Genomic DNA, 24,328 nt, shown 5'->3' with positions numbered 1-24,328 from the left:
GCGGTTATTCCCGCCGCATAATCCGGTCGACGAGGATGTTGGACCAGAAGCCGGGGCGGAAATCCCGCTCAAGGGCTTCGGGATCGTAGATCTTCTCGATCCAGGTGAGGAGGGGAATGCCCTTGGCTTCGCCCTCCTGGCGGTAGCGTTCGAAGAAGGCGTCGAGAATTCCGGTCTTCGAGAAGCGGAAATGGCCATAGCGGGCGGAGAGCTGCCGCAGGGCCTCGTCGACGCTGCGACCCTCGTGCACGATGAGGTAGAGGGCCGCGACGAAGCCCGCCCGGTCCGCGCCCGATTTGCAGTGCAGGACGGCCGGATATTCGATCTTGTCGAAGAAATCCTTCGCGTTCAGCAGGGTGTCCCGGTCCGGCGCGCCGCGCGAGCGCACGATGAATTCGGTGAGGTTGATCCCGATCCGCTCGCAGATTTCCTTCTGCAACTGCCACGAGCCATGCTCGCGCCCGCCGCGCAGGTTGACGATGGTGCGCACGCCCTCGGCCTTCAGGCGCGAGATTTGGTGCGGCGCCGGCTGCGCCGAACGCCAGAGCCGTTCCGAGACGCGGTGCTTGTTGAGATAGAGCAGGCGGAAGACGCCGTGATCGACGAGAAGCATGTTGGCCCAGGCGTGCACGCGGCCGAGCCCGCCCTCGACGGGCTTGTCCCATCGGGCGATCCGGGCCATGCGCCGCGCATAGCGGGTTTCAGGTTTGAGGAACCTGTTAATCACGTCGATCCGATCATGAGGGCGGCTTGGAACCAAGCCTTCAACCTAGGATCCGCCTTATCGACGAAAGGAGCCGATTAATCAACGTCGGCAGGGCCGAGCGGGCCCAGCCCCTTGGAAAGAGCATCCATGGAGCCGGTCGCCGTGCCATGAGACCGCGACCGGTTTCCGCTGTGCCGGATCACGCCCTCAATGCGGACCGAGCCGGCCTAGATCACAAGAAAATCCGCGGCGGTGAGCGCGAGACCCGCCTTCACCTTGGCGAACAGAATCTGCGCTGCCTCTCCGACGCCGTCGGGATCGTAATAGAGATAGCCCTTGGACTTGTCGTAGACGATATGGTCGTTGGCATCCATGGCCTGTTCGCCGATGTGGAAGAAGTCGCGCGCCAGAGTTCCCGTCTTGGTCAGCTGCGTGAAGATCGCGTTCTCCAGATGGATCGTGTCGTCCTTCACGTTGAAGTCGCGGATCGTGTCCACGTTTTCCTGGCCGTTCAGAGAGTTGCGGAAAATGAAAACGTCCTTCCCGGCGCCGCCGGACAGAATGTCGTTGCCATAGCCGCCGTCCAGAACATCGTCGCCTTTGTTGCCGATCAGCACGTTGGCATATTTGGAGCCCGTGAGCCTGTCGTTGCCGTTGCCGGTCACGAGGTTCTCGATCGAAAGGAGAATGTCCTTTCCCTGGCCGGTATTCTGGGTCTTCGTTGTCGCCAGACTAACTTTGACGTTTTCATTGCCGAGGAAATACGCGGTGTCGATCCCGCTGCCCCCGCTCAGCACATCGTCGCCGAGCCCTCCATTCAGGATGTCGTCGCCGGCACCGCCATAAAGTTTGTCGTTTCCGGCTTCGCCCGCGAGATAGTCGTTGCCGCCATTGCCATAGAGCTTGTCGTTGCCGTTCCAGCCGAAAAAGGAGTCGCTCGCGCTGCGGCCGCGCAGGACGTCGGCATGTTCGCTGCCGAAATAGGGGTGGTAATCCGATCCGCGCGGGATGCCCGAGAAAACCGGGAAACCGATGGGCGTGGCCGCTACCGCCGTAGAGGAACTGCCGAAAGCAAGGGCGTTGCTGGATTGATCAGAAAGAAAATTCGCCATGACGATGTTCCGAACAAAAGGTCTTTAGCGTTCAATTGGGAAAGAAGCTCGGCCCAGATATTCAAAGCCGGACAATCCGTTTGTGCTATGACATAACGTTGTTTGCCGCAACCCTATACTCCGGGGGATTTCGGTCGCACCCTGGCGAAAAACATCCAAGAGCTGCAGAATTGCGCCATGCGACCGCATAGGCGGCCCCCAGCGGGTTGTCGCGCCCCGGCGCCGGGAAGCGGCCTCCCATACGATCCTATCAGTTGCCGCCCCGCGCCCTGTCGTGTAAGGGGTGCGTTTCGATACAACCCTCCTTGGCGAAGAAAGCGGCTGGGATCGGGCCCTGGGCCTGACGGCGGCATATCGTCGAGACCAAGCATTTCAGGAGAGCGGCGTCATGTCGTCCACCTTCGAGACCGTCGCCGGCATCATTTCCGAGACCGCCGACATTCCGCGCGAGCAGATCACGCCGGAAAGCCATGCCATCGAGGATCTCGGCATCGATTCGCTGGCCTTCCTCGACATCGCGTTCGCCATCGACAAGGCCTTCGGCATCAAGCTGCCCCTCGAGCAGTGGACGCAGGAAGTCAACGAGGGCAAAGCCCCGGCCGAGGAATACTTCGTGCTCAAGAACCTCGTGGCGCGCATCGATGCGCTGGTCGCCGCGAAAGCCGCCTGATCCAAGGCGCTTCACTTCAAGACAGAGAGCGTCTGATCGAGAGGACGCCGCAATCCCGGCGGGCCGGCCCGAAGGCCGGCTCGGAAAGGCGAGCCGGAAGAGTTCCATCGCAAGGATATCCTTCCCTCGCCCGATCCGTCCGGGACGACATGAGAATGGTTCGGACCGGATGCGCCTCGAATATTTTGAAATGATCGATCGGGTGACGATGCTCGACCGCGACGCGAAGCGGATCGAGGCCACGTCCACCGTGCCGACGGAAAGCCCCGTCTTCGAGGGGCATTTCCCCGGCCATCCTCTCGTGCCGGGCGTGCTGCTCACCGAGACCATGGCGCAGGCCTCCGGCTATCTCGTGCTCGGCCTGATGAACTTCACCCACATGCCGTTTCTGATGGCCGTCGACAAGGCGCGCTTCCGCTCCTTCGTCGGTCCGGATACGGTGCTCACCGTCACGGCGCAGCTGGACCATGAAGGCTCGGGCTATGCGGGGACGAAGGCGAAGATCCTGGCCGAGGGCAAGCCGATCTGCGACGCGGAATTGCGCTTCCGGATCATGCCGTTCCCGGCGGGCATGGACGAGCTGATGCGGGCCCAGGCGCGCCGCATCGGTCTTTTGGCGGAGGGGGCCTGATGCGCGACGTGGTCATTACCGGAATCGGGATCGTCTCGGCAGCAGGCGAGGGGGTCGAAGTGCATCTGAACGCGCTGACGGCGGCTTCCCCCCGCACCGATCTCGAAACCTTCGCACCCTTTCCCGTGCATCCGGTGACCCCGCCGGATTACGACAGGCAGATCGCCAAGAAATCCGACCAGCGGCAGATGGAACCCTGGCAGAAGCTCGGTTGCTATGCCGCCGGGCTCGCCCTGGAAGCCGCAGGCGTGAAGGAGGATGCGGATCTGAAAAGCCGCATGCACCTCATCGTGGCCGCAGGGGGCGGCGAGCGCGATTACGCGGTCGACGGGCAGATCCTGACCGGGCTCGGCCGGGCCGAGAATCCGGGCGTGTTCCTCAACGAGCGCCTGATGGGCGACCTGCGTCCCACCCTGTTCCTGGCGCAGCTCTCGAACCTGCTCGCGGGCAACATTTCCATCGTCCACGGGGTCACCGGCGCGTCGCGCACCTTCATGGGCGAGGAATCGAGTGGCGTCGATGCTATCCGCGTGGCCCAGAGCCGCATCGCCTCGGGCCAGAACGACATTTTTCTCGTCGGTGGGGCCTACAACGCCGAGCGCCCCGACATCCTGCTGATCTACGAAATGGGCGGTTTCCTCTGGAAGCAGGCCCATCGTCCCGTCTGGGAGCGCCCCGCCGAGGGCGGTGGCATGATTCTCGGCAGCGGCGCCTGTTTCCTGGTGCTGGAATCGCGCGAGCATGCGGCGGCGCGGGGCGCAAAGCCCCTTGCGACCATCGCCGATGTCGCCTCCGATCGCAGCCGTCGCGAGCCGGGCAGCGTCGGCCGCGCGATCCGCTCACAGATCGATGCGCTCGGCGCCAAGCCGGATGTGGTGATCTCGGGCGCGACCGGCGTCAAGGGCATCACCGAAGACGAGCAGGCGGCGCTTCTCGACAGCCTGCCGAATGCGGCGATCCACGCCACCGGCGACGTGGTCGGCCACACCATGGAAGGACAAGCCCCGTTCGGAGTCGCTCTCGCGGCGGCGCTGATCGGCCAGGGACAATCGAACGAGGCTCTCGTCACCTCCGTCGGCCATTGGCGCGGCGAAGGCGCCGTGCGGCTCACCAAGGCATCCTGAGGAGAACGGCATGGCGCTTCGCGACACTCAAGGCCGCCCGCTCGTCGCCGTCACCGGCATGGGCGTGGTCACCTCCCTCGGGCAGGGCAAGGACGAGACCTGGGCTGCGCTGACGGCGGGCAAATCGGGCATTCGCCGCATCTCGCGCTTCCCCACCGAGGGCCTGCGCACCACGATCGCGGGCACCATCGATTCGCTTGACGTGGAGCCGTTCTGCGCCCCCATGCTGTCCGAAACGCTCGCCATGCGCGCCGCCGAGGAAGCCGTAGGCCAGTCGGGCCTGGACCGGAGCGATTTCCCCGGCGCCCTGTTCATCGCCGTGCCGCCGGTGGAAATGGAATGGCCGCAGCGCGAGGCCCTGGCCAAGGCCTCGGGCCAGGACGGGGACATCACCTATCGCGATCTTCTGAAAGCGGCCTCGACGGGGCAATTCAAGCCCTGGCACGACCTGTTCATCTTCGGTACCGTCGCTGACCGCGTGGCCGACAGGTTCGGCACCAGGGGCTCTCCGATCTCGCTCTCCACCGCTTGCTCGTCGGGCGCCACCGCGATCCAGCTCGGTGTCGAGGCGATCCGCCGTGGCGAGACGGATGCGGCGCTCTGCATCGGCACGGACGGTTCGGTCAATCCGGAATCCCTGATCCGGTTCTCACTGCTTTCGGCCCTCTCCACGCAGAACGAAAATCCCGAAACCGCCTCCAAGCCCTTCTCCAAGAACCGCGACGGCTTCGTGATGGGCGAGGGCGGGGCCGCTCTCGTTCTCGAAAACGCCGATGCCGCCAGGGCGCGGGGCGCAAAGATTCTCGGCTATGTGCTCGGCTGCGGCGAGAAGGGCGACGGCTTCCACCGTACCCGCTCGAGCCCGGACGGGATGCCCGGCATCACGGCCATCAGGGAAGCGCTCGCGGATGCGGGGCTTGCGCCGGACGATATCGACTACATCAACGCCCACGGCACCTCGACGCCTGAAAACGACAAGATGGAGGCCATGAGCTGCACGGCCGTGTTCGGCGAACGCATGCCGCGCCTGCCGATTTCCTCCAACAAGTCGATGATCGGCCATACGCTGACCGCCGCCGGCGCGGTGGAGGCGGTGATGTCGCTTCTCACTATTACGACTGGTCGCATTCCGCCCACGATCAATCATACGGTGCCGGATCCGGCGATCCCGCTCGACGTGGTGCCGAACGTGGCGCGGGATGCGAAGGTCAATTACGTGCTGTCGAACTCGTTCGGCTTCGGCGGCCAGAACACTTGCCTCGTCTTCGGGGCGGAGCCCAAAGGGGCTTGAATCAAGGGCTTGAATCATGACCCGTGTTTTTGTGACTGGCGGCGGCAAGGGCGTCGGCGCCGCGATCGTGCGGGCGCTGGCCGCTGCCGGCCACGATGTGGACTTCACCTATCGCTCCTCGGGCGATGCCGCGATGGCGCTTGCCGATGAACTGATGGCGGCGCATCCGGGCCGGTCCATCAAGGGGCACGCGCTCGATCTCTCCAACAAGGCGGCGCTGGAGGATTTCTGCGAGAGCATCGAATCGGAAGCCTTCTTCGGCTTCGTGCACAATGCCGGCCAGCCCTATGACGCGCTCGCCGCCATGATGCAGCAGGACAAGGCCGAAGCCGCCATGCAGGTGAATTTCTGGTCCTTCACGCGGATCGCGAAAACGCTCATGCGCGGCATGATCCGCGCGCGGGCCGGCCGCATCGTCGCCATCGGCTCGGTCGCGGCGCTCCAGGGCAATCCGGGCAACGCGGCTTATGCTGCCTCCAAGGGCGCGCTGATCTCCTATTGCCGCACGCTCGCCATCGAGACGGCGAAGCGCGGGCTCACCGTCAACGTGATCGCGCCGGGCTTCATCGACACGGACATGATGGCTCCTTACGCCGCCTACCGCGAAAACATGGAAAAGCAGATCCCGGCGGGCCGCTTCGCCAAGCCGGAAGAAATCGCGGGCCTCGCCGCCTTCCTGATGAGCGAACCCGCCGCCTACATGACCGGCACCGTGCTCCCCATCGACGGCGGCCTGACCTCGATGATCGGCGTGCATCGATGAGATCTACGCCAGAACGGGGAGCTTCCGATGCGCTGTGAGACCTTATCCTCCGAGACGATTTACGAAGACCCCTGGACGCGGATTGTGCGCGACGACATCCGCTTCGCAGATGGACACACGGGACGGTATACGGTCGTGGTGAAGCCGCCTGGCGTCAGCGTCATCGCCGTCACGGCGGCAAAGACGGTCATCCTGACCAAGGAATTCCGCTACGCACTTGGCGAATACAGCATCGAGGCGGTGAGTGGGGCCATTGAACCCGGCGAGACTCCGCTCGAAGCGGCCTATCGCGAACTTGTCGAAGAGATCGGCGTAAAGTCCGAGAAACTGACACCTCTCGGACTGGTCCATCCTTTTACGGCGGGCGTACATTCACCAAGCCATCTGTTCCTGGCCGAGGGCCTCACGCGGACGGAGACCCACCCCGACCCGGGCGAATACATCGAGCCGGTCGAAATGCCGTTGTCCGACGCGGTTGCCCAGGTCGTCGCAGCACGGATCGTCCACGCCCCGACCTGCCTGTCGCTACTCCTCGCCGAGCGACATCTGGCCGATCGATAGCGCGGGAACCGCCACGTTCTTCCCTCCCCGCAACGGGGAGGGAATACAGGCGGCGCTTGTCATTCCGCGAGCCGAGCTTTAAGCCGCCCTTAGTTTCTTCCGTCATGGCTGGGCCTGGGCCCGGCTATCCGCGTCCCTTGGACGACGCGATAGCCGGATCGCGTCCGGGCATGACGCCAATCACGGATTCTCCCATGCGTGCCCTACAACTCTTCGGCGACCGCGATCTCCGCATCACGGAGATGGATGCTCCCCCGCCTCCCGGTCCCGGCGAGGTGCAGGTGCGGGTGAAGGCGCTGGCGCTCAACTATCTCGACGTCTGGGGCTTTCGCGGCATGGCCTTCGCCAAGCGCAAGATGCCGCAGGCGGTGGGCGTCGAGGCGTCGGGCGAGATCGCGGCCGTGGGCGAGGGCGTGAGCCGGTTCAAGGTCGGCGATCCGGTCACCATGTACGGGGCCGAGACCTGCGGCCATTGCAAGGCCTGCCAGGAGGGCCGCGACAATCTCTGCGAGAACGTCGCCGGGATCATGGGCTTCCATATCGACGGCTTCGCCCGCGAACTGATCAATCGCCCCGAGCGACTGGTGATTCCGGTGCCGGAGGGCGTGTCCTTCGAGGATGCCGCCTGCGCGCCCATCGGCTTCGGCACCGTACAGCACATGCTGTTCGACAACGCGAAGCTGGAGCCCGGCGAGTCGATCCTCGTCCATGCGGGTGGCTCAGGCATCGGCACGGCGGCGATCAAGATGGCGAAGGCCATCGGCTGCACAATCTACACCACCGTGGGCGACGACGAGAAGGGCGAGAAGGCCAAGGCCCTCGGGGCCGATTACGTCGTCAATTACCGTACCGAGCGGTTCGAGGGCGAGGTGCGCCGCCTGACCAAGCGGAAAGGCGTCGACGTGGTGTTCGAGCATGTGGGTGCGGATACCTGGAACGGGTCCCTGCTCTGCCTCAAGCGCGGCGGACGCCTTGTCACCTGCGGCTCGACCTCGGGCGTGTCGACGACGATGAACCTGATGCAGCTCTTCCAGCAGCAATACCGGATCTTCGGGTCCTTCGGCTGCAATATGCGCAATATCCGCGAATCGCTCGCCAAGATGGCCGGCGGCATGAATCCCGTCATCGATGCGGTCTTCCCGCTCGACGAGTTCCAGAAGGGTCTGGAGCGGCTGGAAAGCCGCAAGGTTTTCGGCAAGGTCGTGGTTACGTTTTAACGACAGTCTCGATCACCCGCGCGGTCTCGGCGGCGCGGGCGTCCCATGAGTGTTCGGCTGCGATCAGCCGGGCACCGGCCTCGCCCATGGCCTGGGCCCTGGCCGGGCGGGCCGCCAGTTCGGCGACGGCGCGGGCGAGGGCCTCCGGTTCCCCGGAGGGAATGACGAGGCCGCATCCGCCGCCGCGCACCAGATCGGCCATGCCCTTGAAATCGCTGACGATGACCGGCCGGCCGCAGGCCAGCATCTCGAAGAGCTTCAGCGGCGTGATCCCATGGGCCGTGATTCCGCTCGGATCGACGCTCGGCACCAGAGCCGCGACCGCGCCGCGGATCAGGGCCGGCAGCTCCTGCTGCGGCACCCGGTCGAGCCAGGTCACATAGGGCGGCGCCTCTTCGAGGGTGGCCTTGAGGCTTTGATCGACGATGGGGCCCGCGAGCAGAAGATCGACGCCTTCGGGCCAGGAGGGCGATCGGGCGGCCTCCAGCATCACCTCGACCCCGTGCCATCGGGTCATCCCGCCGAAGAAGAAGGCGTAGGGGCGCGCCCGCTCCGCCCGGGGGCCTTGCGGGTTGAAGACATTCGTGTTCGCGCCATTGCCGACGTGATGGGCGCGCTCATGCCCTGCCTCCCGGGCCCCCCAGGCGACCAGCTGCGGTGTGACCGCAATCAGCGCCGAGGCCCAGCGATATTGCAGGCGCTGGAGGGAGGACAGCATGCCCCGCAGGCGGGCAAAGCGCGGGTGGGTGACGAAAGCCTCCGCATAGACGCCATTGATTTCCTGAACGGTCGGCTTGCCCATCAGCCGCGCCGCCAGGGCGATGGGAAAAGCGGCGAAATGCGAGCGGAAATAGACGATGTCGGTGCGCGGCAGTCGAGACAGGGCGCGCAGGGTGATTCGGGCATAACGGCCGAGCTGTCCGAAAAGCCCGCTGCGGGAGGTCCCATGCTCCGCCTGCAGGGTCACGGGATAGCCGCGCCTCGTCAGCCCGTCGCAGATCTCGTGCACATGCGTTGCGGCGGCGCTTCCGGGAACGATGCGCTCGCAGCAGATGTACAGGATGCGGGGCTTGGAAGAAGAGGTCAGGGAAAGGCTCGCCGTTTCGAGGGAGAAGCCTTGTACAAAGCCATCGTCCCATCGTCGAGTGTCGCGCAACACGCCTTCTACTTCCGTGCGGCTGGACAATGTTGCCCCGGCGGTCTATCGCGCAAGTCAAGGATTTTTATCATTCATGCGCATCGCCGTCGTCGACTTCCACCCTCTTGCCAACGATTCGCGCGTGCTGCGAACGGCCGAGGCTCTGCATCGGGCAGGGCACGAGGTCCTGCTGATCGGCTACGGACCTGCGCCCCGGAATGCGCCTTACGCCGTTTCCCTTCTGCCCGACCTGCCGTCGCCTTTCGCCATCCGTGCCGGAATCCTGATGCGGCAGGCTCCGGCCAATCTGCTGCCGGCCTCGTCGCATGCTTTCTACTGGCTCCACGAGGGACGCCGCCGCGCCCGTGAGATCCTGAGCGCCTTCCGGCCGGAGGCGATCCACGCCAATGACTGGAATACCCTGCCGCTCGCCCTCGACGCCAAGAAGCGCCACGGCACGCGGATCGTCTATGACAGCCATGAGATGGCGATCGCCGAATACGAGCACAGCCTTAAATGGCGTCTGGCGGCCCTGTCCCATGTCAAAGCCATCGAGGGGCGCGGCATCCGGGCGGCGGATGCCGTCATCACCGTGAGCCCGGGCATCGCCGAGGCGTTGGCGGAGGCCTATCCCGGTCTGCCGACTCCGTCCATCGTCCGGAACGTACCGGATGCGACGCTGGCACCGTTTCGCGCTGCCGGATCGACCATCGAGGTGCTGTTCCATGGCCTTTTGCGCAATAACCGTGGCCTCGAGGCCATCATCGAATCCCTTCCGCTCTGGCGGGACGAGTTTCGCCTGACCTTGCGCGGATCGGCCGCTCCCGCCTATCTGAGCGGCCTCAAAGCCCAGGCCGAGGCGAGGGGCGTGGCGAACCGGATCCGGTTCGAGCCCTCGGTCGCGCCGCCGGATGTGGTGCCCCGCGCCTCCGAGGCGGATATCGGCCTGTGCATTTTGCCGGATTCGAGCCGCCACAACCGTTTCGCCCTGCCCAACAAGTTGTTCGAATATCTCGCGGCGGGGCTTGCGGTCGTCACGTCGCCCCTGCCGGATATGGCCGAGATCCTGGCGCGCTACGAATGCGGCCGGCCCGCGACGGACGACGCGCACGCCATCGCCGAAACCATCAACGGGATGGACCGCCCGGCCATCGACCGCATGAAACGGCAAGCCCTCGTGGCGGCGGCCGATCTCAGCTGGAGCCGTGAGCGGGAAACCCTGATCGCCCTCTACGACAGATTACCGCGCGCCCCCGGCCCTTGACGAAAACGGATAGTCGCGGAAAGAGGCGGGTCTCCTTTCTCAGCACGACATCAGCCAGGACGAATTCGTGGTTCATCATTCCCAACGCCCCCGCAGCTTGGCCTCACGCCTGACCGAGAAGGTCATGGTCGGGGTCGTGCGGAGCGTCTTCGCCCTGTCGCGGGCTTTGGGCCCCGAGCGCTCAGGAGCGGTCGGCGCCGCCCTGGCGCGTGCGATCGGGCCGCTGCTTCCCGCGCACAAGACCGCGCTCGCCAATATCCGGGCGGCCTATCCGGGAAAGCCGGAGCATGAGGTGCGGGCCCTGGCGCGCGGCGCGTGGGACAATCTCGGCCGTACGGGCGGCGAATATCCGCATCTTAGCACCCTGTTCGATTACGATCCCGACCGCGCCGAGCCCGGCCGCACGGAGGTGGACGGAATCGAGCATTTCCTCAGCCTGAGAGATGACGACAAGCCCGGCATCATCTTCTCGGCCCATCTCGGCAATTGGGAATTGCCCGCCATCTGCGCCGCCCGGTTCGGGCTCGACGCCACGGCGGTGTTCCGCGCGCCCAACGATCCGGCGATCGCGCGGGTTCTGCACGAGATCCGCAGTGAGACCATGGGCGGGCTGGAGGCCGCCCGCCAGGGTGCGGCCTTCGCCATGCAGGGCGCGCTGGAGAAGGGCGGCCATCTCGGCATGCTCATCGACCAGCACTTCACCCGAGGCGTCCTCGTCAATTTTCTGGGCCGTCCGGCCCTGGTGAACCCGATCCTCGGCAAGTTCGCGCGCCGGTTCGACTGCCCGGTCCACGGGGTACGGGTGATCCGCCTCCCCAACCACCGCTTCCGGCTGCAGCTCACGCCGCCCCTCGATCTGCCGCGCGATCCGGATGGGCAGGTCAACGTGCAGGGCGCCATGCAGGCCATGACCTCCGTGGTCGAGGGCTGGGTACGGGAAAACCCTGAGCAATGGCTGTGGATGCATCGCCGCTGGCGCGTGCCGGCAGGTGCTCAAGCTAAAGTGAGTTCCCCTTGAGGAAACTTTGGTGTTCCATGGGAGCACCATGGTCTCACGCCTGAAATCGTCCCGCCCGAAATTCGTCCTTGCGGCGCTTGGACTTGCCGTCCTCATCCAGCCTGCGCTGGCGGATCCGCCGCGCGCGGTGATCGAGCTCTTCACGAGCCAGGGCTGCTCCTCCTGCCCGCCGGCCGACGCTCTGCTGGCCGACCTCGCGCGCCAGTCCGACATCGTCGCCCTGTCGTTCCCGGTGGATTACTGGGATTATCTCGGCTGGAAGGACACCCTTGCCCAGCCCATCTTCACGGCGCGGCAGAAGGCCTATGCGGAATCACGCAGCGACCGGCAGGTCTATACGCCGCAGATCATCGTGAACGGCATGAAGCACTGCATCGGCTCCGACCGGGCCCGGATCGAAAAATCGATCCAGACCACCACGGAAGGGCGCATGGCCCTGCCGGTGGAAATCGCCCTCAAGGAGCAGAACGGAACCGTCACGATCACGGTCGAGGAGACGTCCCATACGAAGCAGAGGCGGGGCGAGGTCTGGGTTCTGCCGGTCATGCGGACGCAGACCGTGCCCATCGGCCGGGGCGAGAACCGGGGCAAGACCGTCACCTATGCCAATGTGGTGCGCGGCATGAAAAATGTCGGCCAATGGAAGGGCGGTCCGGCCCATTTCGAAATCCCGCTCAAATCGGCCCGCGGCGAGGCCGATGGCTATGTGGTGCTCCTGCAGGCCGCCGAGGATTCGAAGCCGGGCGCGATACTCGGCGCCGCGAAAAGCAGCGGCCTCTGACCGAGGCCTGTCCCGCCTACTGCAGAATCACCTTGTTCGGTAGTTCGTCGATGTCGTCGAACCGGGGCGGCGCGTGCTCGGCCAGGATAGCGCCCGTGCGCTGAATGGCGACCACCAGTCCGTCGCCGATTCTGCCGTCCCTGATCGTTCCTGTCAGTTCCCTGATGATTCCGCGCCAGACGTCCGGCCCGACCCGGTCCGCGATGCCCGTATCGGCAATGATCTCCGCATAGCGCTCCGCCAGGGCGATGTAGATCAGAACGCCGGTTCTCTCCCGGGTGCGGGTGAGGCCGCGGCTCAGGAACTCGCGGCTGGCCGCCTCGCGCGCCCTTGCGTGCTTGATGAAGCGCGGCACCAGGGCGAAGCGGCGTTTCGGCCAGGACAGGAACAGGCTTAAAAAAACCGCGACCAGAAGCTGCGCCAGGAAGATGCGCGAGGGCCCGAGATTGGTGATCCAGATCAGCGGCCAGGGCGTCAGGAGGGCGCCGAGCATGGCCCAGAGCAGAGGAACCGAGCGATAGCTGCTCGCCTGCTCCGCGACGACGACGACGATTTCCCCCGCAGTGTGGTCTTCCACTTCGCGAATCGCGTTGCCGAGGCGCACATGGTCTTCGGACGAAATCATCTACCAGCTCCCCGAAGCGCCGCCGCCACCGGAGGACCCGCCTCCGCCGGAAAATCCGCCCCCGCCCGACCATCCGCCGCCCGATCCGCCGGACCATCCGCTTCCGCCGGTCGGGATGATCCAGGGCCCGCTGCGGCCCGGCCCGAAGCGGCGGCGCCCGCCGCGCATCATCCTCGAAATGATGATGAAGAGGATCACGAAAACGACGATGGCCAGGAAGGGGTCGAGGCCGCTGCTGTCGTCCTCGCGCACCTGCGCGCGCCGCTGCCATTCCTCCGCGTCGCCGGTCAGGATCGACAGCATGGCGTCCACGCCCGCATCGATGCCTCCGGCGAAATTGCCCTTCTGGAATTGCGGAGCGATAGCCGTGGTGATGATGATCTTCGACAGGGCGTCGGTGAGCGCGCCTTCCAGCCCGTAACCCACCTCGATGCGCACCTTGCGCTCCTTCGGGGCGACGAGCAGCAGCGCACCGTTGTTCTTGTCCTGCTGCCCGAGCTTCCACTGGCGGAAGAGGCGGTTGGCATAGTCCTCGATCTCGTGTCCCTCGAGGGAGGGAACGGTGGCGACCACGACCTGATCCGACGTCTTGTCCTCATATGCCTTGAGCTTGGCTTCGAGGGCGGCCTTCTCGTCGGGTTTCAGGAGGTTCGCCGCATCGACCACGCGCCCGGTGAGCGGCGGGAAGGATTGGGCGAGGGCGACAAGCGGGAGAAGAACGAGAAGAAGCGCAAGGAGAAGCCCTACGCAATTTCCTTCCCACCGGATCTCGGGCAGGCCCGAGATCCGCTTCATCCTGCGCCAGTCGGGAACACCCGACAGGCGGCGGGGAGGGGTGGGGGTAGAGCGGCTGGGTGAGAGGTTGCGGGAAGCTGCCGGTATCGGCCTGACTGCTTGAGTCATTGAGGAAGCCGCTCCGGCTTTACGACCCCCACCCTCGATCCCTCCCCGCAAGGGGGAGGGAAGATCGCGCGCTATCCCGATCATCCGCTCAGAACTTCACCGCCGGCGGGCGGTCCGCGCTGGGAGTGGCGGTGAAGGTCTCCATGGGCTTGGCGTCGGGATAGAGGATTGCGGCGATCCAGCGGCCGGGAATGGTGCGAAGCTCGGTATTGTAGGCCCGTACGGTCTCGATGTAGTCGCGCCGCGCCACGGCGATGCGGTTCTCGGTGCCTTCGAGCTGGGATTGCAGCGCCAGGAAATTGGCGTTCGATTTCAATTCGGGATAGCGCTCCACCGTGACGAGCAGGCGACCCAGAGCCCCGGAAAGCTGGTTCTGCGCGTCCTGGAACTGGCGGAATTTTTCCGGGTCGGTGACGGTCGAGGCATCCACCTTGACCTGGCTGGCGCGGGCGCGGGCTTCCGTGACCTGGGTCAGTACCTCGCGCTCCTGATTGGCGTAGCCCTTCACCGTCTCGACCAGGTTGGGAATCAGGTCGGCCCTGCGCTGATACTGGTTCTGCACCTCGCTCCAGGCGGATTTGGCCCGCTCTTCGAGGGTCGGCACGGTATTGATGCCGCAGGCGGAAAGCCCGACGGCCATCGCCACCACAGTCAAGGCGACGCGAATCCGCGCCGGCAACAGCAAACCCATCATCGATATCGTCTTTCGAATCGGTCACGCTTCAATGGGTTCAACAAATGGGGCAAGCCGGCCGTTTCAACAAGCCGCTTTCATCTGGCCCGAGGCGTGCGCTTCTGGCATGATGATCGCCTGGAAAGATATAGTTACCGCATTTTCTCGCGCAAATCCGATGTCTATTCCTGCGTGAGGATGTTTTTATGCCCAACAAGGTGGCCCGATGACCTTCCTGCCGGATCTGAGCACGCTGATCACCTATTCGATCGCCTGCGCGGTGCTGTTCATCACGCCGGGGCCGGATATGAGCCTGTTCCTTGCCAAGACCATGGCGGGCGGGCGCAAGGCCGGCATAGCCTCCATGCTCGGCGCCATGACCGGATGCTGCGTCCACACGCTGCTCGCCGCGCTCGGACTCTCGGCCCTGCTCGCAGCCTCGGTCACCGCCTTCACGATCCTGAAGATCGTCGGCGCGCTCTACCTCCTCTGGCTCGCCATCGACGCCGTGCGCCACGGCTCGGCGCTTCACGTGAAGGATGAGGGCAAGGTCGAGGTGTCGTTCTGGAAGACCTTTCTCGTCGGGGTCGGCATCAACCTGACGAACCCCAAGGTCGTGCTGTTCTTCGTGACCTTCCTGCCGCAATTCGTGCAGGCGGGCGATCCGCATGCCGCGGACAAACTGCTTTTCTTAGGACTCTACTTCATCGCGCTCACCGGCCCGATGGGCGCGGCCATGATCCTGGGCGCCGACAAGGTCATCGCCCTGCTGCGGCGCCGCCCGAAGCTGATGCGTACCATCGATTACAGCTTCGCCGGCCTGTTCTCGGCCTTCGCCCTCAAGATCCTGGCGACCTCGGCGCGGTGAGATTTTTCCTTCCCGAGAGGGGAGGGAAGAGCGCGCGAGGTTTTTATGAATCAGTGCTTTTCCAGCGAGGATGGTCCGCCCGCATCGCGCCCGGCGATCGCCCAGTAGATCAGGCCCGCCACCGCGCCGGTCAGGCCGAGCACGGCGCTCACATGGAGTTCGGCGGGCGAGGCGATGCGGGCGCTGCCGCGCAGGATCCACGGAATCGCCGCCGTCAGCACGCCGGTCGCGCCCATGTACCAGAGGACGCTGCGGGCGCGGACGACCTCGCTCACCACCGCGACCAGAAGCGGTGGGAAGACGAGCAGGGTGAAGACGATGCGCCCCACGGCCAGGAAGGCATCCATGATGATCGGGCCAGGATCCTCGGAGGAAAAGACTTCGTCCATGAAGGCCCAGAAGCCGACGAGGAGCGTATCCCCGGTCAGCATCGCCATGACGGGATCGACAAGGGAAGCGATGAAAAGAAAGAAGCTGCTGGCACCGATGGCGATGAGCAGGGCGAGGGGAATGAGCAGAAGCCAGCGGAGCATGAATGCCTATGTCTGAGAGGCCTCGGAATGCCCCTCACGGGCATTCCGGACAGAATTCTTACTCGCTATCGCCCAGCGCATAGACGCCTTCTGCCCCGATGCCCTGTTCCAGCATCATGCGGGCGCGGGCGCGCAGCTTTTCGGTCTCGCTCTTGAGCTGGCCGCAGGCGGCGAGGATGTCGCGGCCGCGGGGGGTGCGCACGGGCGAGGCGTAGCCGGCCTTGTAGACGATCTCGGAGAAGCGCTCGATTTGCTCCCAGTCCGAACATTCGTATTTCGAGCCGGGCCAGGGATTGAACGGGATCAGGTTGATCTTCGCCGGAATGCCCTTGAGCAGGCGCACCAGTTCGCGCGCATCCGCATCGGAATCGTTGACGCCTTTGAGCATCACGTATTCGAACGTGATGCGGCGGGCATTCGACAGGCCGGGATAGGCGCGGCAGGCGTCGAGCAGTTCCTTGATGTCGTATTTGCGGTTGATCGGCACCAGCACGTCGCGCAGATCGTCGCGCACCGCGTGGAGCGAGATGGCGAGCATGGTGTTGGCTTCCGCACCCAGCCGCTCCATCTGCGGCACGACGCCGGAGGTGGAGACCGTGATGCGGCGGCGTGAGAGGCCGAGGCCCTCATTGTCCGACAGGACGCCGATGGCGGCGATCACGTTGTCCGGGTTGTAGAGCGGCTCGCCCATGCCCATGAACACGATGTTGGACACGAAACGCCCGCCGTCGGTGGGCACGAAAGCGCCTTCCGGCGGCGTGGCGTCGGGCCAGTCGCCGATGCAGTCGCGCGCCACGATGAGCTGCGCCACGATCTCGGCGGAGGTGAGGTTGCGCACGAGACGCTGCGTGCCCGTGTGGCAGAAGGAGCAGGTCAGCGTGCAGCCGACTTGGCTCGACACGCAGAGTGTGCCGCGATCCGTTTCAGGAATATAGACGCATTCGATCTCCGCGCCCTTGTCGAAGGGGCCGGTGGAGGGCATGCGGATCAGCCATTTGCGGGTGCCGTCCTTCGACACCTGCTCGGACACGACCTGCGGGCGCTCCAGCGTATAGGCTTCGGCAAGCGCGGCGCGCAGGCCCTTGCCCACATTGGTCATCTCGTCGAAGCTCTTGGCGCCGCGAAAGTAGATCCAGTGCCAGAGCTGCGCCACGCGCATCTTGTGCTCGCGCTCAGGCACGCCGATCTGGCCGAGCTTGCCCTTCAGTTCCTCGCGGGTCAGGCCGACGAGGGAGGACTGGCCGGAGGCCGTCACGCTGAACTCGGCCTTCTTCTCGATCGAGATAGCCTCTTTGGAAAGGGTCTCTTTGGAAAGGGTCTCTTGGCCTGCTGCGCGCGCGGCATCGCTCACGGTCAGCGGGGCCGCGTTGGGGTTATGCTTGGCGATGTCGAGCGCCGTCGCCATGGGAAATCTCAGCCTTCGTTTCAGGGGGCGAAGGGGCCCTATAACACGATTGCGTCGGAAAAGTGAGGGTCCCGCGCGATTTCGTGTCGATGCGATGGAAAAGGGGTCGTGAGCCGAAGCCGGCTCACCCGGAATTTACGAGCATTCCTTGCGGGCGCGCTCGAGAGCCTGGACGAAACCATTGAGGGAATAACGGTCCGTGAGCTGGTTGCCCCGGATGGATTGCGTCTTCACGGTCACGCTCTGGGATTTGCCCATGGTGGCGATGGCCTGGCTTTCCTCGGCCGGATTCTTCAGCCAGGCATTCCTGTCCTTGGTGAGAAGCGCATAGGTCGCCTTGCCGATGGCGGCTTCCGCCGGGCCGTTATCCTTGGCGGCGAAGCCCAGCACCACCGCGACCTCGTTCTTCACGTTCTCGGCGGGGCGGAACGAGACGAAGAGATAGGCCGGATCCCGGTTGAGGTTCTTCGGCAGCCGGTCCTTGGGTTGGCTCAGGGCGTAGCAGATTTCCGAGCGGCCGGTCTTGGCCGTATAGACCCCCCAGTCGCCATAGGACGCCAGCAGCGTCGCGCCACCGGGGCCCGTGGCCGCCTGGGCAGGCTTGGCGGCCGCAGCAGCGCCGGCTGCCGCCGCCGCAGGCTTGGCTGCAGAGGCTTTGGCCGGGGCCTTCGCGGCAGGCTTCGCCTGCGCGGCCCGGTTGGGTTGCGGCTTCCCGGTCGGGCCCTGAGCCAGAGCTTCAGGTCCGGTTCCGATGACGAAAGCGGCGGAAATGACGCCCGCGGCCAAGCCGCGCTGAAGAGATGCGAGAATCATGAAGCAGACCTTAGGGGAAGATGGTTAAGAACTCTTCACCATGTCCGATAAGGCCGCGCTCGCGATCTGGCGATGCGTCGAAACGTGGCGGTAGCGCATCGTGCGGAAAAGTGGGCCCGGTTTTTCGCTGACGCGGACCTTCGGTTCGCAAAGAGCGATGCGCTGAAGGAAGAGAGCTTCGGGCTGGGCCTCAGGCCGGGATCTGGAGCGTCTCCCGCGCCCTGGCCCGGTGCTCGTCCGTGATCGAGCCCGCCACCTGTGTGATCGCCGCTGCCAGCACGGCGGCGTCGTCGGCGAAGCCGATGATCGGCAGGAAATCCGAGATCGCATCGGTCGGCAGGATGAAATAGGCGATGGCAGCCATGAGAATCAGCTTCACCCGCTTCGGCGTCGTGGGATCGCTCGCGCAGTAGAAGGCCGCCACGAGGTCTTTCGCGAAGGGGATGCGGCTGCCGACGCGCTTCAGCTTGGCCCAGAAATTCTGCTTTACGCCGTCTTCATCGCTTGTCGCCCGGCGGATAGCGTCCATTTCGGCCTTGGTGAACGGTCTCGTGAAATCGCTCATTCTTTTCGCTCCCATTCCTTTCGCTTCTTCGACACCTATCATTTCCACCCGGCGGGTCATGGCTTAAGACGCTGCCGGACAGACCGGGGAGGAAACGCATGAAGCTCGACAAATCTATGGCAGCCATCGTCACGGGCGGCGCATCGGGCTTAGGCGGCGCCACCGCCCGCATGCTCGCCTCGGAGGGTGTGAAGGTGGCGATCTTCGACAGGGATGCCGAGCGTGGCGAACAGCTCGCCCGCGAGATCGGGGCTCTGTTCTGCGAGGCGGACGTGACGGACGAAGCCTCCATCGATGCGGCGCTCGCCAAGGCGCGGGCAGCAAACGGAGTCGAGCGAATCCTCGTCAATTGCGCCGGCATCGCGCCGGGCAAGCGCACGGTGACGAAGAAGCGCGACACCGGCGAACTCATCGCGCACGATCTCGAAAGCTTCCGCCGCACCGTCGAGATCAATCTCATCGGCACTTTCGGGATGATCGCGAAATCCGCCGCCGCCATGGCGGGGCTCGATCCCGTGACCGCGGATGGCGGGCGCGGCGTCATCGTCAATACGGCGTCCGTCGCGGCGCAGGACGGGCAGATCGGGCAGGCGGCCTATTCCGCCTCGAAAGGCGGCGTGCTCGGGCTGACCCTGCCGGTGGCGCGGGATCTTGCCGGCTTCGGCATCCGGGTGATGACGATCATGCCGGGCCTGTTCCACACGCCGCTCTTCGAGGGCATCGCGGAGGATTACCGCAAGGCGCTGGAAGCCAATGTGCCGTTTCCCTCCCGCCTCGGGCGGCCGGAGGAATACGCGACACTCGTGCGCAGCATCATCGAGAACGACATGCTCAACGGCGAAGCCATCCGCCTCGACGGCGCGCTGCGCATGCAGCCGAAATAGTTTGGCGAAGGCGGTCACACAGCCGGTCTCGCCGGCTTTGTCCGATAGCCCTTTCCCTTGACGCAAGGGCGGGAGAGACACACTTCACCGACAGCAGCTTCGCAAAGGAACCGGAACCTGATGCCTCGTGACAGTTTCAACCGATTGCCCAGGCCGCCGGCGGCGCGCGTGACCTGCTGATCATCAGGCGGGCTCGCCCGTGATCGTCGCGGCGACGATCTACGCAAGGTGAGCCATGGATAACCGCCCCATCTCGGACGCTGCGCGCCCCATGCCTCTCGGCATCGCCCGCATCGCGTTCCTGCCAAACCTCTACGACCTGATTGCCTTCGCGATCATCATCGGCATCTTCGTCGCCGTGGTGCACGGTGCCGAGGAGATGCGGGCGCCGCTGTCGCAGCTCGATATCGCGCCGGTGCGGCTCGATCCGGCCCTCCTGCCGGATTACGCCTTGCGCACCACGTTGCGCATGTTCGCCGCCATGGACGCATCGCTTCTCTTCACCTTCACGGTCGCGACGCTCGCCGCCAAGAGCCGCAGGGCCGAGATCGGCATCATCCCGGCGCTCGACATTCTGCAATCGGTGCCGGTGCTCGGGTTTCTCACCTTCACCGTGGTGTTCTTCCTGCAGCTCTTTCCCGGCAGCCAGCTCGGCGCGGAATGCGCTGCGATCTTCGCCATCTTCACGGCGCAGGCGTGGAACATGGCGTTCTCGTTCTACCAGTCCCTGCGGACCGTGCCGCAGGATCTTGATGAGGTCGCGCGGCATTTCAGGCTTTCGCCCTGGCTGCGCTTCTGGCGTCTCGAAGCGCCTTTCGCGACTCCGGGGCTCGTCTGGAATGCCATGATGTCCATGTCGGGCAGCTGGTTCTTCGTCATCGCGTCGGAGGCCATCTCCGTAGGGGACACCAAGATTGCGCTGCCCGGCATCGGCGCCTGGCTTTCCCTCGCCATCGAGCAGCGGGATCTGCGCGCCGTGGTCCTGGCCATCCTTGCCATCGGCATCGTCATTCTGCTCTACGACCAGCTCGTCTTCCGGCCCATCGTCGCCTGGTCGGACAAGTTCCGCGCCGAGCAGACGGCATCGCAGCGGCGTCCCCGGTCCTGGGTCTATGATCTCGTTCGCCGGACCCGTCTCACGCGCCTTCTGATGCAGCCGGTGGACTGGGCTCTCATGGGCCTTGGATCCTGGCTCGCGACGATCCGGATGCCGCCGCGAGTGGCGGGCCGCCTGAGGGCCCTGTCAGTGTCCGGAGGCGCCATCGACTTCCTGTGGATCGCCATCGTGGCATCCGGCGCAGCCTTCGCGCTCTGGCTCGTCGCCGATTACGTCCGCGCGACCCTTGCCGTCGGCGATCTCATCCAAGCCGTGATGCTGGGTGGCCTGACGCTGCTGCGGGTGGTGATCCTGATCGCGCTCGCCAGCCTGGTCTGGGTTCCGATCGGTGTCTGGATCGGGCTGCGCCCTACCGTCGCCGAGCGCATTCAGCCTCTTGCCCAGTTCCTCGCGGCCTTCCCGGCCAATGTGCTGTTTCCCTTCGTGGTCGTGACGATCGTCACGCTGCATCTCAATCCGAATATCTGGCTGTCGTTTCTCATGATCCTCGGCACCCAGTGGTACATTCTGTTCAACGTGATCGCGGGCGCGACCGCGTTTCCGACCGATCTGCGCGAAGTGTCCACGCTCTTCCGCGTCGGGCGCTGGCAATGGTGGCGCAATGTCATCCTGCCGGGGATCTTCCCCTATTTCGTGACCGGCGCGCTCACCGCCACCGGCGGGTCGTGGAACGCCAGCATCGTGGCCGAGGTGGTCAGCTGGGGCGACACCAGGCTGCAGGCCGCAGGGCTGGGCGCGTATATCGCCCAGGCGACGGATGCTGGAGACTATCCGCGGGTGGTGCTCGGCGTGGCCGTCATGTCGGTCTTCGTCGTGACCTTCAACCAATTGCTTTGGCGTCCGCTCTATCGCTTCGCGGAGCGCCGCTTCCGGCTCGATTGAGGAGGTGCCGCCATGGACGCCACCACCAAACTTGGTCAACCCCTCGTGCGGATCGAGCATCTGCGTCACTTCTATCACAAGGGGACCACGAGCGGCCTCCTCGTCCTCGACGATGTCAACCTGACGCTGAAGGCGGGCGAGATCGTCGGGCTTCTCGGGCGCTCCGGATCCGGCAAATCGACCCTGTTGCGCATCATCGCCGGGCTTCTCGAACCCAGCAGCGGCACCATCGAGATCGAGGGGCAGCCGGTGACGGGGCCTGCGAGCCAGGTCGCCATGGTGTTCCAGTCCTTCGCGCTCTTTCCCTGGCTGACGGTTCTCGAGAACGTGGAGATCGGGCTCGAGGCTCTCGGCATGCCTCCCGCGGAGCGCCGCAAGCACGCCCTGGCCGCCATCGATCTGATCGGCCTCGACGGATTCGAGAGCGCCTATCCCAAGGAACTCTCCGGCGGCATGCGCCAGCGCGTCGGCTTCGCCCGCGCGCTGGTCGTCCATCCGAAGGTGCTGCTCATGGACGAGCCGTTCTCGGCGCTCGACGTGCTCACCGCCGAGACCCTCCGGACCGATCTCCTCGATCTCTGGTCCGAAGGGCGGATGCCGATCAAGTCGATCCTGATGGTGACGCACAACATCGAGGAGGCGGTCCTCCTGTGCGACCGCATCCTGGTCTTCTCATCCAATCCGGGCGCCATCGTCGCCGAGGTCAAGGTCGAGCTGCCCCAGCCGCGCGACCGCCAGGATCCCGCTTTCCGGGCCGTCGTGGACGACATCTATGCGCGCATGACCCAGAAGGTCGCGGGCGTTCCGCAGCGCGAGGCTTTTCCCGGAACGGGCCTGGCGATGATCCTGCCGGACATTTCCACGAACGTTCTCGCCGGCCTGATCGAAATGATCGACGGGCCACCCTATGACGGCAAGGCCGATCTGCCGGAACTGGCGAGCAAGCTGCAGCTCGAGGTCGACGATCTTTTTCCGATTGCCGAAACGCTGCAGCTCCTGCGCTTCGCCGAAATCGAGGAGGGCACCATCCGGTTGACCCCTGCCGGCCGGCAATTCGCCACCGCCGATCTGGACGACCGCAAAAGAGCGTTCCTGCAGCACCTGCTCGCCTATGTGCCGCTTGCCGCCCATATCCGGCGGATCCTCGACGAGCGGGCGTCACATCGCGCGCCGGCCAACCGATTCCTGGCCGAGCTGGAGGATACGATGTCCGAGGATTATGCGGAGCAGACCCTCCACGCGGTCGTATCCTGGGCGCGCTACGCGGAGCTGTTCGCCTATGACGAGGCGACCGGCGTCTTCAGTCTGGAAAATCCCACCTGAACCCGAGCCGCGCCCTAATCCTTCGTCAGTGCGGCCGCGAACAGGTCCATGCGCTGCGCCATCTCGATGTCGCGGCGCGTCAGGCCCTTGGCGTCATGGGTCGAGAGGGTCACATCGACCTTGTTATAGACGTTGAACCATTCCGGGTGATGGTCGGCCTTCTCGGCAAAGAGCGCGACCCGGGTCATCCAGCCGAAAGCCGCGTTGAAATCGTCGAACACGAACCTCTTGTGGATGGCGTCCCGGTTCTCGACTAGGGTCCAGCCTTCGAGGGAGGGCAGAAGTTCGGTGCGTTCCGTATCGCTTAAGGGCTTCATGGGCGGCTTCACCATCGAGGAGCGAGATCGCCCTTAGTCATGAAGCGGACGGGAAAGGATTCAAGCCCCGGTGTCGTTCATGCGATGCCGAGCAGGCGAATCAGGCCGAGGCTGATGCCGAGGAGGACCAGGAGCGACAGGCTCACCGCCAGCGTCACCCGTCCTCCGACGCGGCCGAGCACGCGCAGATCGACGCCAAGGCCGAGAGCCGCCATGGAGACGATAGTCAGCCCCGTCGCGGTGGGAAGAATGCCGCGCAGCACCACATCCGGAATGACACCCCAGGAGCGCAGGGCGGCAAGGCCTAAGAAGCCGATGATGAACCACGGCACGAGGCGCTTGAAGGACAGGCTCGTGGATCCGCCATCGGCGCGTCCCGCGATGATGGAAAGCAGGATGACCACAGGCCCGAGCATGAGCACCCGCACGAGCTTCACCAACGTGCCGAGCTGCGTGCTGACCATGCCGATGGGCATGGTCGCGGCGAGCACCTGCGGCACCGCATAGACCGTCAGTCCCGCGAGCACGCCGTATTGCGTCTCCGACAGGTCGAGCAGGGGCACGAAGAGCGGCAGGGTCAGGACGACGATCACGCCGAGAATCGCCGTGAACGCGATGGAGGAGGCCACATCCTCGGCTTTCGCGCCGATCACCGGAGCGACCGCCGCGATGGCGGAATTGCCGCAGATCGAATTGCCGCAGGCGACGAGCACGCCCATGCGCCATGGCAGGCCGAGCAGGCGGCACAGCCCGTAGCTCGCGCCGATCGCCACCGCCACGACGACCGCGATGCCGAGGATGAGGCCTCCGCCCGCCTGCATCACCGCCTGGAAGCTGATCGAGGCGCCGAGCAGCATCACGGCGATTTCCAGAAGAGTCTTGGCCGAAAAGACGATGCCGGGCACCCAGCGCAGACTCGGGTTCCATACGGTCCGGACCGCCGTGCCGAGGAGAATGGCGATGACGAGCGCTTCGAGCCAGGGGCGGCCGGTCCAGTGCTCCTCCAGCATCTGGAGGCCCACGGCGACGATCGAGATCGCGATGCAGAGCGCAATGCCGGGTGCCAGTTGCGCGATGCGTTTGCCGTTCATTGGTCCTGGATCCTCGAGAGACGGCCTGCCGTCCGCGCCCATGCTTCATCGAT

General features: G+C 65.1%; 26 protein-coding genes. 14 read left to right on the top strand and 12 right to left on the bottom strand.

What is annotated here, in order from left to right; genetic code table 11:
• Positions 1-4: 4 nt before the first annotated feature.
• Both AB4Y97_RS08690 and AB4Y97_RS08685 read right to left on the bottom strand, forming a co-directional pair.
• Positions 5-727, bottom strand: coding sequence for a fused DSP-PTPase phosphatase/NAD kinase-like protein (locus tag AB4Y97_RS08690; RefSeq protein WP_441998628.1), 723 nt, complete (start codon positions 725-727; stop codon positions 5-7).
• Between the two features lie 206 nt (positions 728-933).
• A complete protein-coding gene (locus AB4Y97_RS08685; RefSeq protein ID WP_441998627.1) occupies positions 934-1,818 on the bottom strand; it encodes a calcium-binding protein in 885 nt (294 codons plus the stop codon).
• 388 nt (positions 1,819-2,206) lie between these two features.
• On the opposite strand from AB4Y97_RS08685, the gene AB4Y97_RS08680 reads away from it, so the two are divergent.
• The 7 genes from AB4Y97_RS08680 to AB4Y97_RS08650 all read left to right on the top strand — a co-directional run bounded on the left by AB4Y97_RS08680 (position 2,207) and on the right by AB4Y97_RS08650 (position 8,075).
• Positions 2,207-2,488: an acyl carrier protein gene (locus AB4Y97_RS08680; RefSeq protein WP_441998626.1), complete on the top strand. Its 282-nt coding sequence runs from the start codon at positions 2,207-2,209 to the stop codon at positions 2,486-2,488.
• A gap of 169 nt (positions 2,489-2,657) precedes the next feature.
• Positions 2,658-3,119, top strand: a complete 462-nt coding sequence (locus AB4Y97_RS08675) for a 3-hydroxyacyl-ACP dehydratase FabZ family protein (protein ID WP_441998625.1) — start codon at positions 2,658-2,660, stop codon at positions 3,117-3,119.
• The gene (locus AB4Y97_RS08670; RefSeq protein ID WP_441998624.1) at positions 3,119-4,243 is read left to right on the top strand and encodes a beta-ketoacyl-ACP synthase; all 1,125 of its coding nucleotides are present in this window, start codon (positions 3,119-3,121) and stop codon (positions 4,241-4,243) included. The genes AB4Y97_RS08675 and AB4Y97_RS08670 overlap by 1 nt, the downstream gene beginning before the upstream one ends.
• A gap of 10 nt (positions 4,244-4,253) precedes the next feature.
• A complete protein-coding gene (locus AB4Y97_RS08665; protein ID WP_441998623.1) occupies positions 4,254-5,534 on the top strand; it encodes a beta-ketoacyl-ACP synthase in 1,281 nt (426 codons plus the stop codon).
• Positions 5,535-5,550: 16 nt separating this feature from the next.
• Complete coding sequence (locus tag AB4Y97_RS08660) at positions 5,551-6,297, top strand: SDR family oxidoreductase (protein ID WP_441998622.1); 747 nt, start codon at positions 5,551-5,553, stop codon at positions 6,295-6,297.
• Between the two features lie 27 nt (positions 6,298-6,324).
• A complete protein-coding gene (locus AB4Y97_RS08655; protein ID WP_441998621.1) occupies positions 6,325-6,858 on the top strand; it encodes an NUDIX hydrolase in 534 nt (177 codons plus the stop codon).
• A gap of 194 nt (positions 6,859-7,052) precedes the next feature.
• A complete protein-coding gene (locus tag AB4Y97_RS08650) occupies positions 7,053-8,075 on the top strand; it encodes a zinc-binding dehydrogenase (protein WP_441998620.1) in 1,023 nt (340 codons plus the stop codon).
• Here AB4Y97_RS08650 and AB4Y97_RS08645 read toward each other — a convergent pair.
• On the bottom strand, positions 8,065-9,234 hold the full coding sequence (locus AB4Y97_RS08645; protein ID WP_441998619.1) for a glycosyltransferase family 4 protein: 1,170 nt from the start codon (positions 9,232-9,234) through the stop codon (positions 8,065-8,067). The genes AB4Y97_RS08650 and AB4Y97_RS08645 overlap by 11 nt on opposite strands.
• Positions 9,235-9,307: 73 nt before the next feature.
• Here AB4Y97_RS08645 and AB4Y97_RS08640 point away from each other — a divergent pair, with 73 nt between their 5' ends.
• The 3 genes from AB4Y97_RS08640 to AB4Y97_RS08630 all read left to right on the top strand — a co-directional run bounded on the left by AB4Y97_RS08640 (position 9,308) and on the right by AB4Y97_RS08630 (position 12,276).
• Positions 9,308-10,477: a glycosyltransferase family 4 protein gene (locus tag AB4Y97_RS08640; protein WP_441998618.1), complete on the top strand. Its 1,170-nt coding sequence runs from the start codon at positions 9,308-9,310 to the stop codon at positions 10,475-10,477.
• 67 nt (positions 10,478-10,544) lie between these two features.
• Positions 10,545-11,495, top strand: a complete 951-nt coding sequence (locus tag AB4Y97_RS08635; protein ID WP_441998617.1) for a lipid A biosynthesis lauroyl acyltransferase — start codon at positions 10,545-10,547, stop codon at positions 11,493-11,495.
• A gap of 10 nt (positions 11,496-11,505) precedes the next feature.
• Positions 11,506-12,276, top strand: a complete 771-nt coding sequence (locus AB4Y97_RS08630) for a DUF1223 domain-containing protein (RefSeq protein WP_441998616.1) — start codon at positions 11,506-11,508, stop codon at positions 12,274-12,276.
• Positions 12,277-12,292: 16 nt separating this feature from the next.
• On the opposite strand, the gene AB4Y97_RS08625 is transcribed toward AB4Y97_RS08630, so the two are convergent.
• The 3 genes from AB4Y97_RS08625 to AB4Y97_RS08615 all read right to left on the bottom strand — a co-directional run bounded on the left by AB4Y97_RS08625 (position 12,293) and on the right by AB4Y97_RS08615 (position 14,444).
• Entirely contained in the window at positions 12,293-12,901 is a 609-nt protein-coding gene (locus tag AB4Y97_RS08625) for a TPM domain-containing protein (RefSeq protein WP_441998615.1), read from the bottom strand.
• The gene (locus AB4Y97_RS08620; protein ID WP_441998705.1) at positions 12,902-13,696 is read right to left on the bottom strand and encodes a TPM domain-containing protein; all 795 of its coding nucleotides are present in this window, start codon (positions 13,694-13,696) and stop codon (positions 12,902-12,904) included. It abuts the gene before it with no gap.
• Positions 13,697-13,892: 196 nt separating this feature from the next.
• Complete coding sequence (locus AB4Y97_RS08615) at positions 13,893-14,444, bottom strand: LemA family protein (protein ID WP_441998704.1); 552 nt, start codon at positions 14,442-14,444, stop codon at positions 13,893-13,895.
• A 259-nt stretch (positions 14,445-14,703) separates the two neighbouring features.
• Between AB4Y97_RS08615 and AB4Y97_RS08610 the strand changes: the two genes are divergently transcribed.
• Complete coding sequence (locus AB4Y97_RS08610) at positions 14,704-15,345, top strand: LysE family translocator (protein ID WP_441998614.1); 642 nt, start codon at positions 14,704-14,706, stop codon at positions 15,343-15,345.
• A 50-nt stretch (positions 15,346-15,395) separates the two neighbouring features.
• On the opposite strand, the gene AB4Y97_RS08605 is transcribed toward AB4Y97_RS08610, so the two are convergent.
• From AB4Y97_RS08605 to AB4Y97_RS08590, 4 genes are all read right to left on the bottom strand, one after another.
• A complete protein-coding gene (locus tag AB4Y97_RS08605; protein ID WP_441998613.1) occupies positions 15,396-15,878 on the bottom strand; it encodes a hypothetical protein in 483 nt (160 codons plus the stop codon).
• Between the two features lie 58 nt (positions 15,879-15,936).
• Positions 15,937-17,283: a 23S rRNA (adenine(2503)-C(2))-methyltransferase RlmN gene (rlmN, locus tag AB4Y97_RS08600; RefSeq protein ID WP_441998612.1), complete on the bottom strand. Its 1,347-nt coding sequence runs from the start codon at positions 17,281-17,283 to the stop codon at positions 15,937-15,939.
• Between the two features lie 135 nt (positions 17,284-17,418).
• Positions 17,419-18,096 carry an invasion associated locus B family protein gene (locus AB4Y97_RS08595; RefSeq protein ID WP_441998611.1) on the bottom strand — a complete coding sequence of 226 codons (678 nt, stop codon included), beginning with the start codon at positions 18,094-18,096 and terminating at the stop codon, positions 17,419-17,421.
• Between the two features lie 190 nt (positions 18,097-18,286).
• The gene (locus AB4Y97_RS08590) at positions 18,287-18,661 is read right to left on the bottom strand and encodes a YkvA family protein (protein ID WP_441998610.1); all 375 of its coding nucleotides are present in this window, start codon (positions 18,659-18,661) and stop codon (positions 18,287-18,289) included.
• Between the two features lie 98 nt (positions 18,662-18,759).
• Between AB4Y97_RS08590 and AB4Y97_RS08585 the strand changes: the two genes are divergently transcribed.
• The 3 genes from AB4Y97_RS08585 to AB4Y97_RS08575 all read left to right on the top strand — a co-directional run bounded on the left by AB4Y97_RS08585 (position 18,760) and on the right by AB4Y97_RS08575 (position 22,867).
• Complete coding sequence (locus AB4Y97_RS08585) at positions 18,760-19,545, top strand: SDR family NAD(P)-dependent oxidoreductase (protein WP_441998609.1); 786 nt, start codon at positions 18,760-18,762, stop codon at positions 19,543-19,545.
• 235 nt (positions 19,546-19,780) lie between these two features.
• On the top strand, positions 19,781-21,544 hold the full coding sequence (locus AB4Y97_RS08580; protein ID WP_441998608.1) for an ABC transporter permease: 1,764 nt from the start codon (positions 19,781-19,783) through the stop codon (positions 21,542-21,544).
• Positions 21,545-21,556: 12 nt separating this feature from the next.
• Positions 21,557-22,867, top strand: coding sequence for an ABC transporter ATP-binding protein (locus AB4Y97_RS08575; protein WP_441998607.1), 1,311 nt, complete (start codon positions 21,557-21,559; stop codon positions 22,865-22,867).
• A gap of 14 nt (positions 22,868-22,881) precedes the next feature.
• Here AB4Y97_RS08575 and AB4Y97_RS08570 read toward each other — a convergent pair whose 3' ends face one another.
• Positions 22,882-23,199: a 4a-hydroxytetrahydrobiopterin dehydratase gene (locus tag AB4Y97_RS08570; RefSeq protein WP_441998606.1), complete on the bottom strand. Its 318-nt coding sequence runs from the start codon at positions 23,197-23,199 to the stop codon at positions 22,882-22,884.
• Between the two features lie 62 nt (positions 23,200-23,261).
• Complete coding sequence (locus tag AB4Y97_RS08565) at positions 23,262-24,275, bottom strand: YeiH family protein (RefSeq protein WP_441998605.1); 1,014 nt, start codon at positions 24,273-24,275, stop codon at positions 23,262-23,264.
• Between the last annotated feature and the right edge of the window lie 53 nt (positions 24,276-24,328).

The sequence above is a fragment of the Microvirga sp. 2TAF3 genome (assembly GCF_052114965.1).
GTDB lineage: Bacteria > Pseudomonadota > Alphaproteobacteria > Rhizobiales > Beijerinckiaceae > Microvirga.
This window is presented reverse-complemented; position numbering and strand designations above follow the sequence as displayed.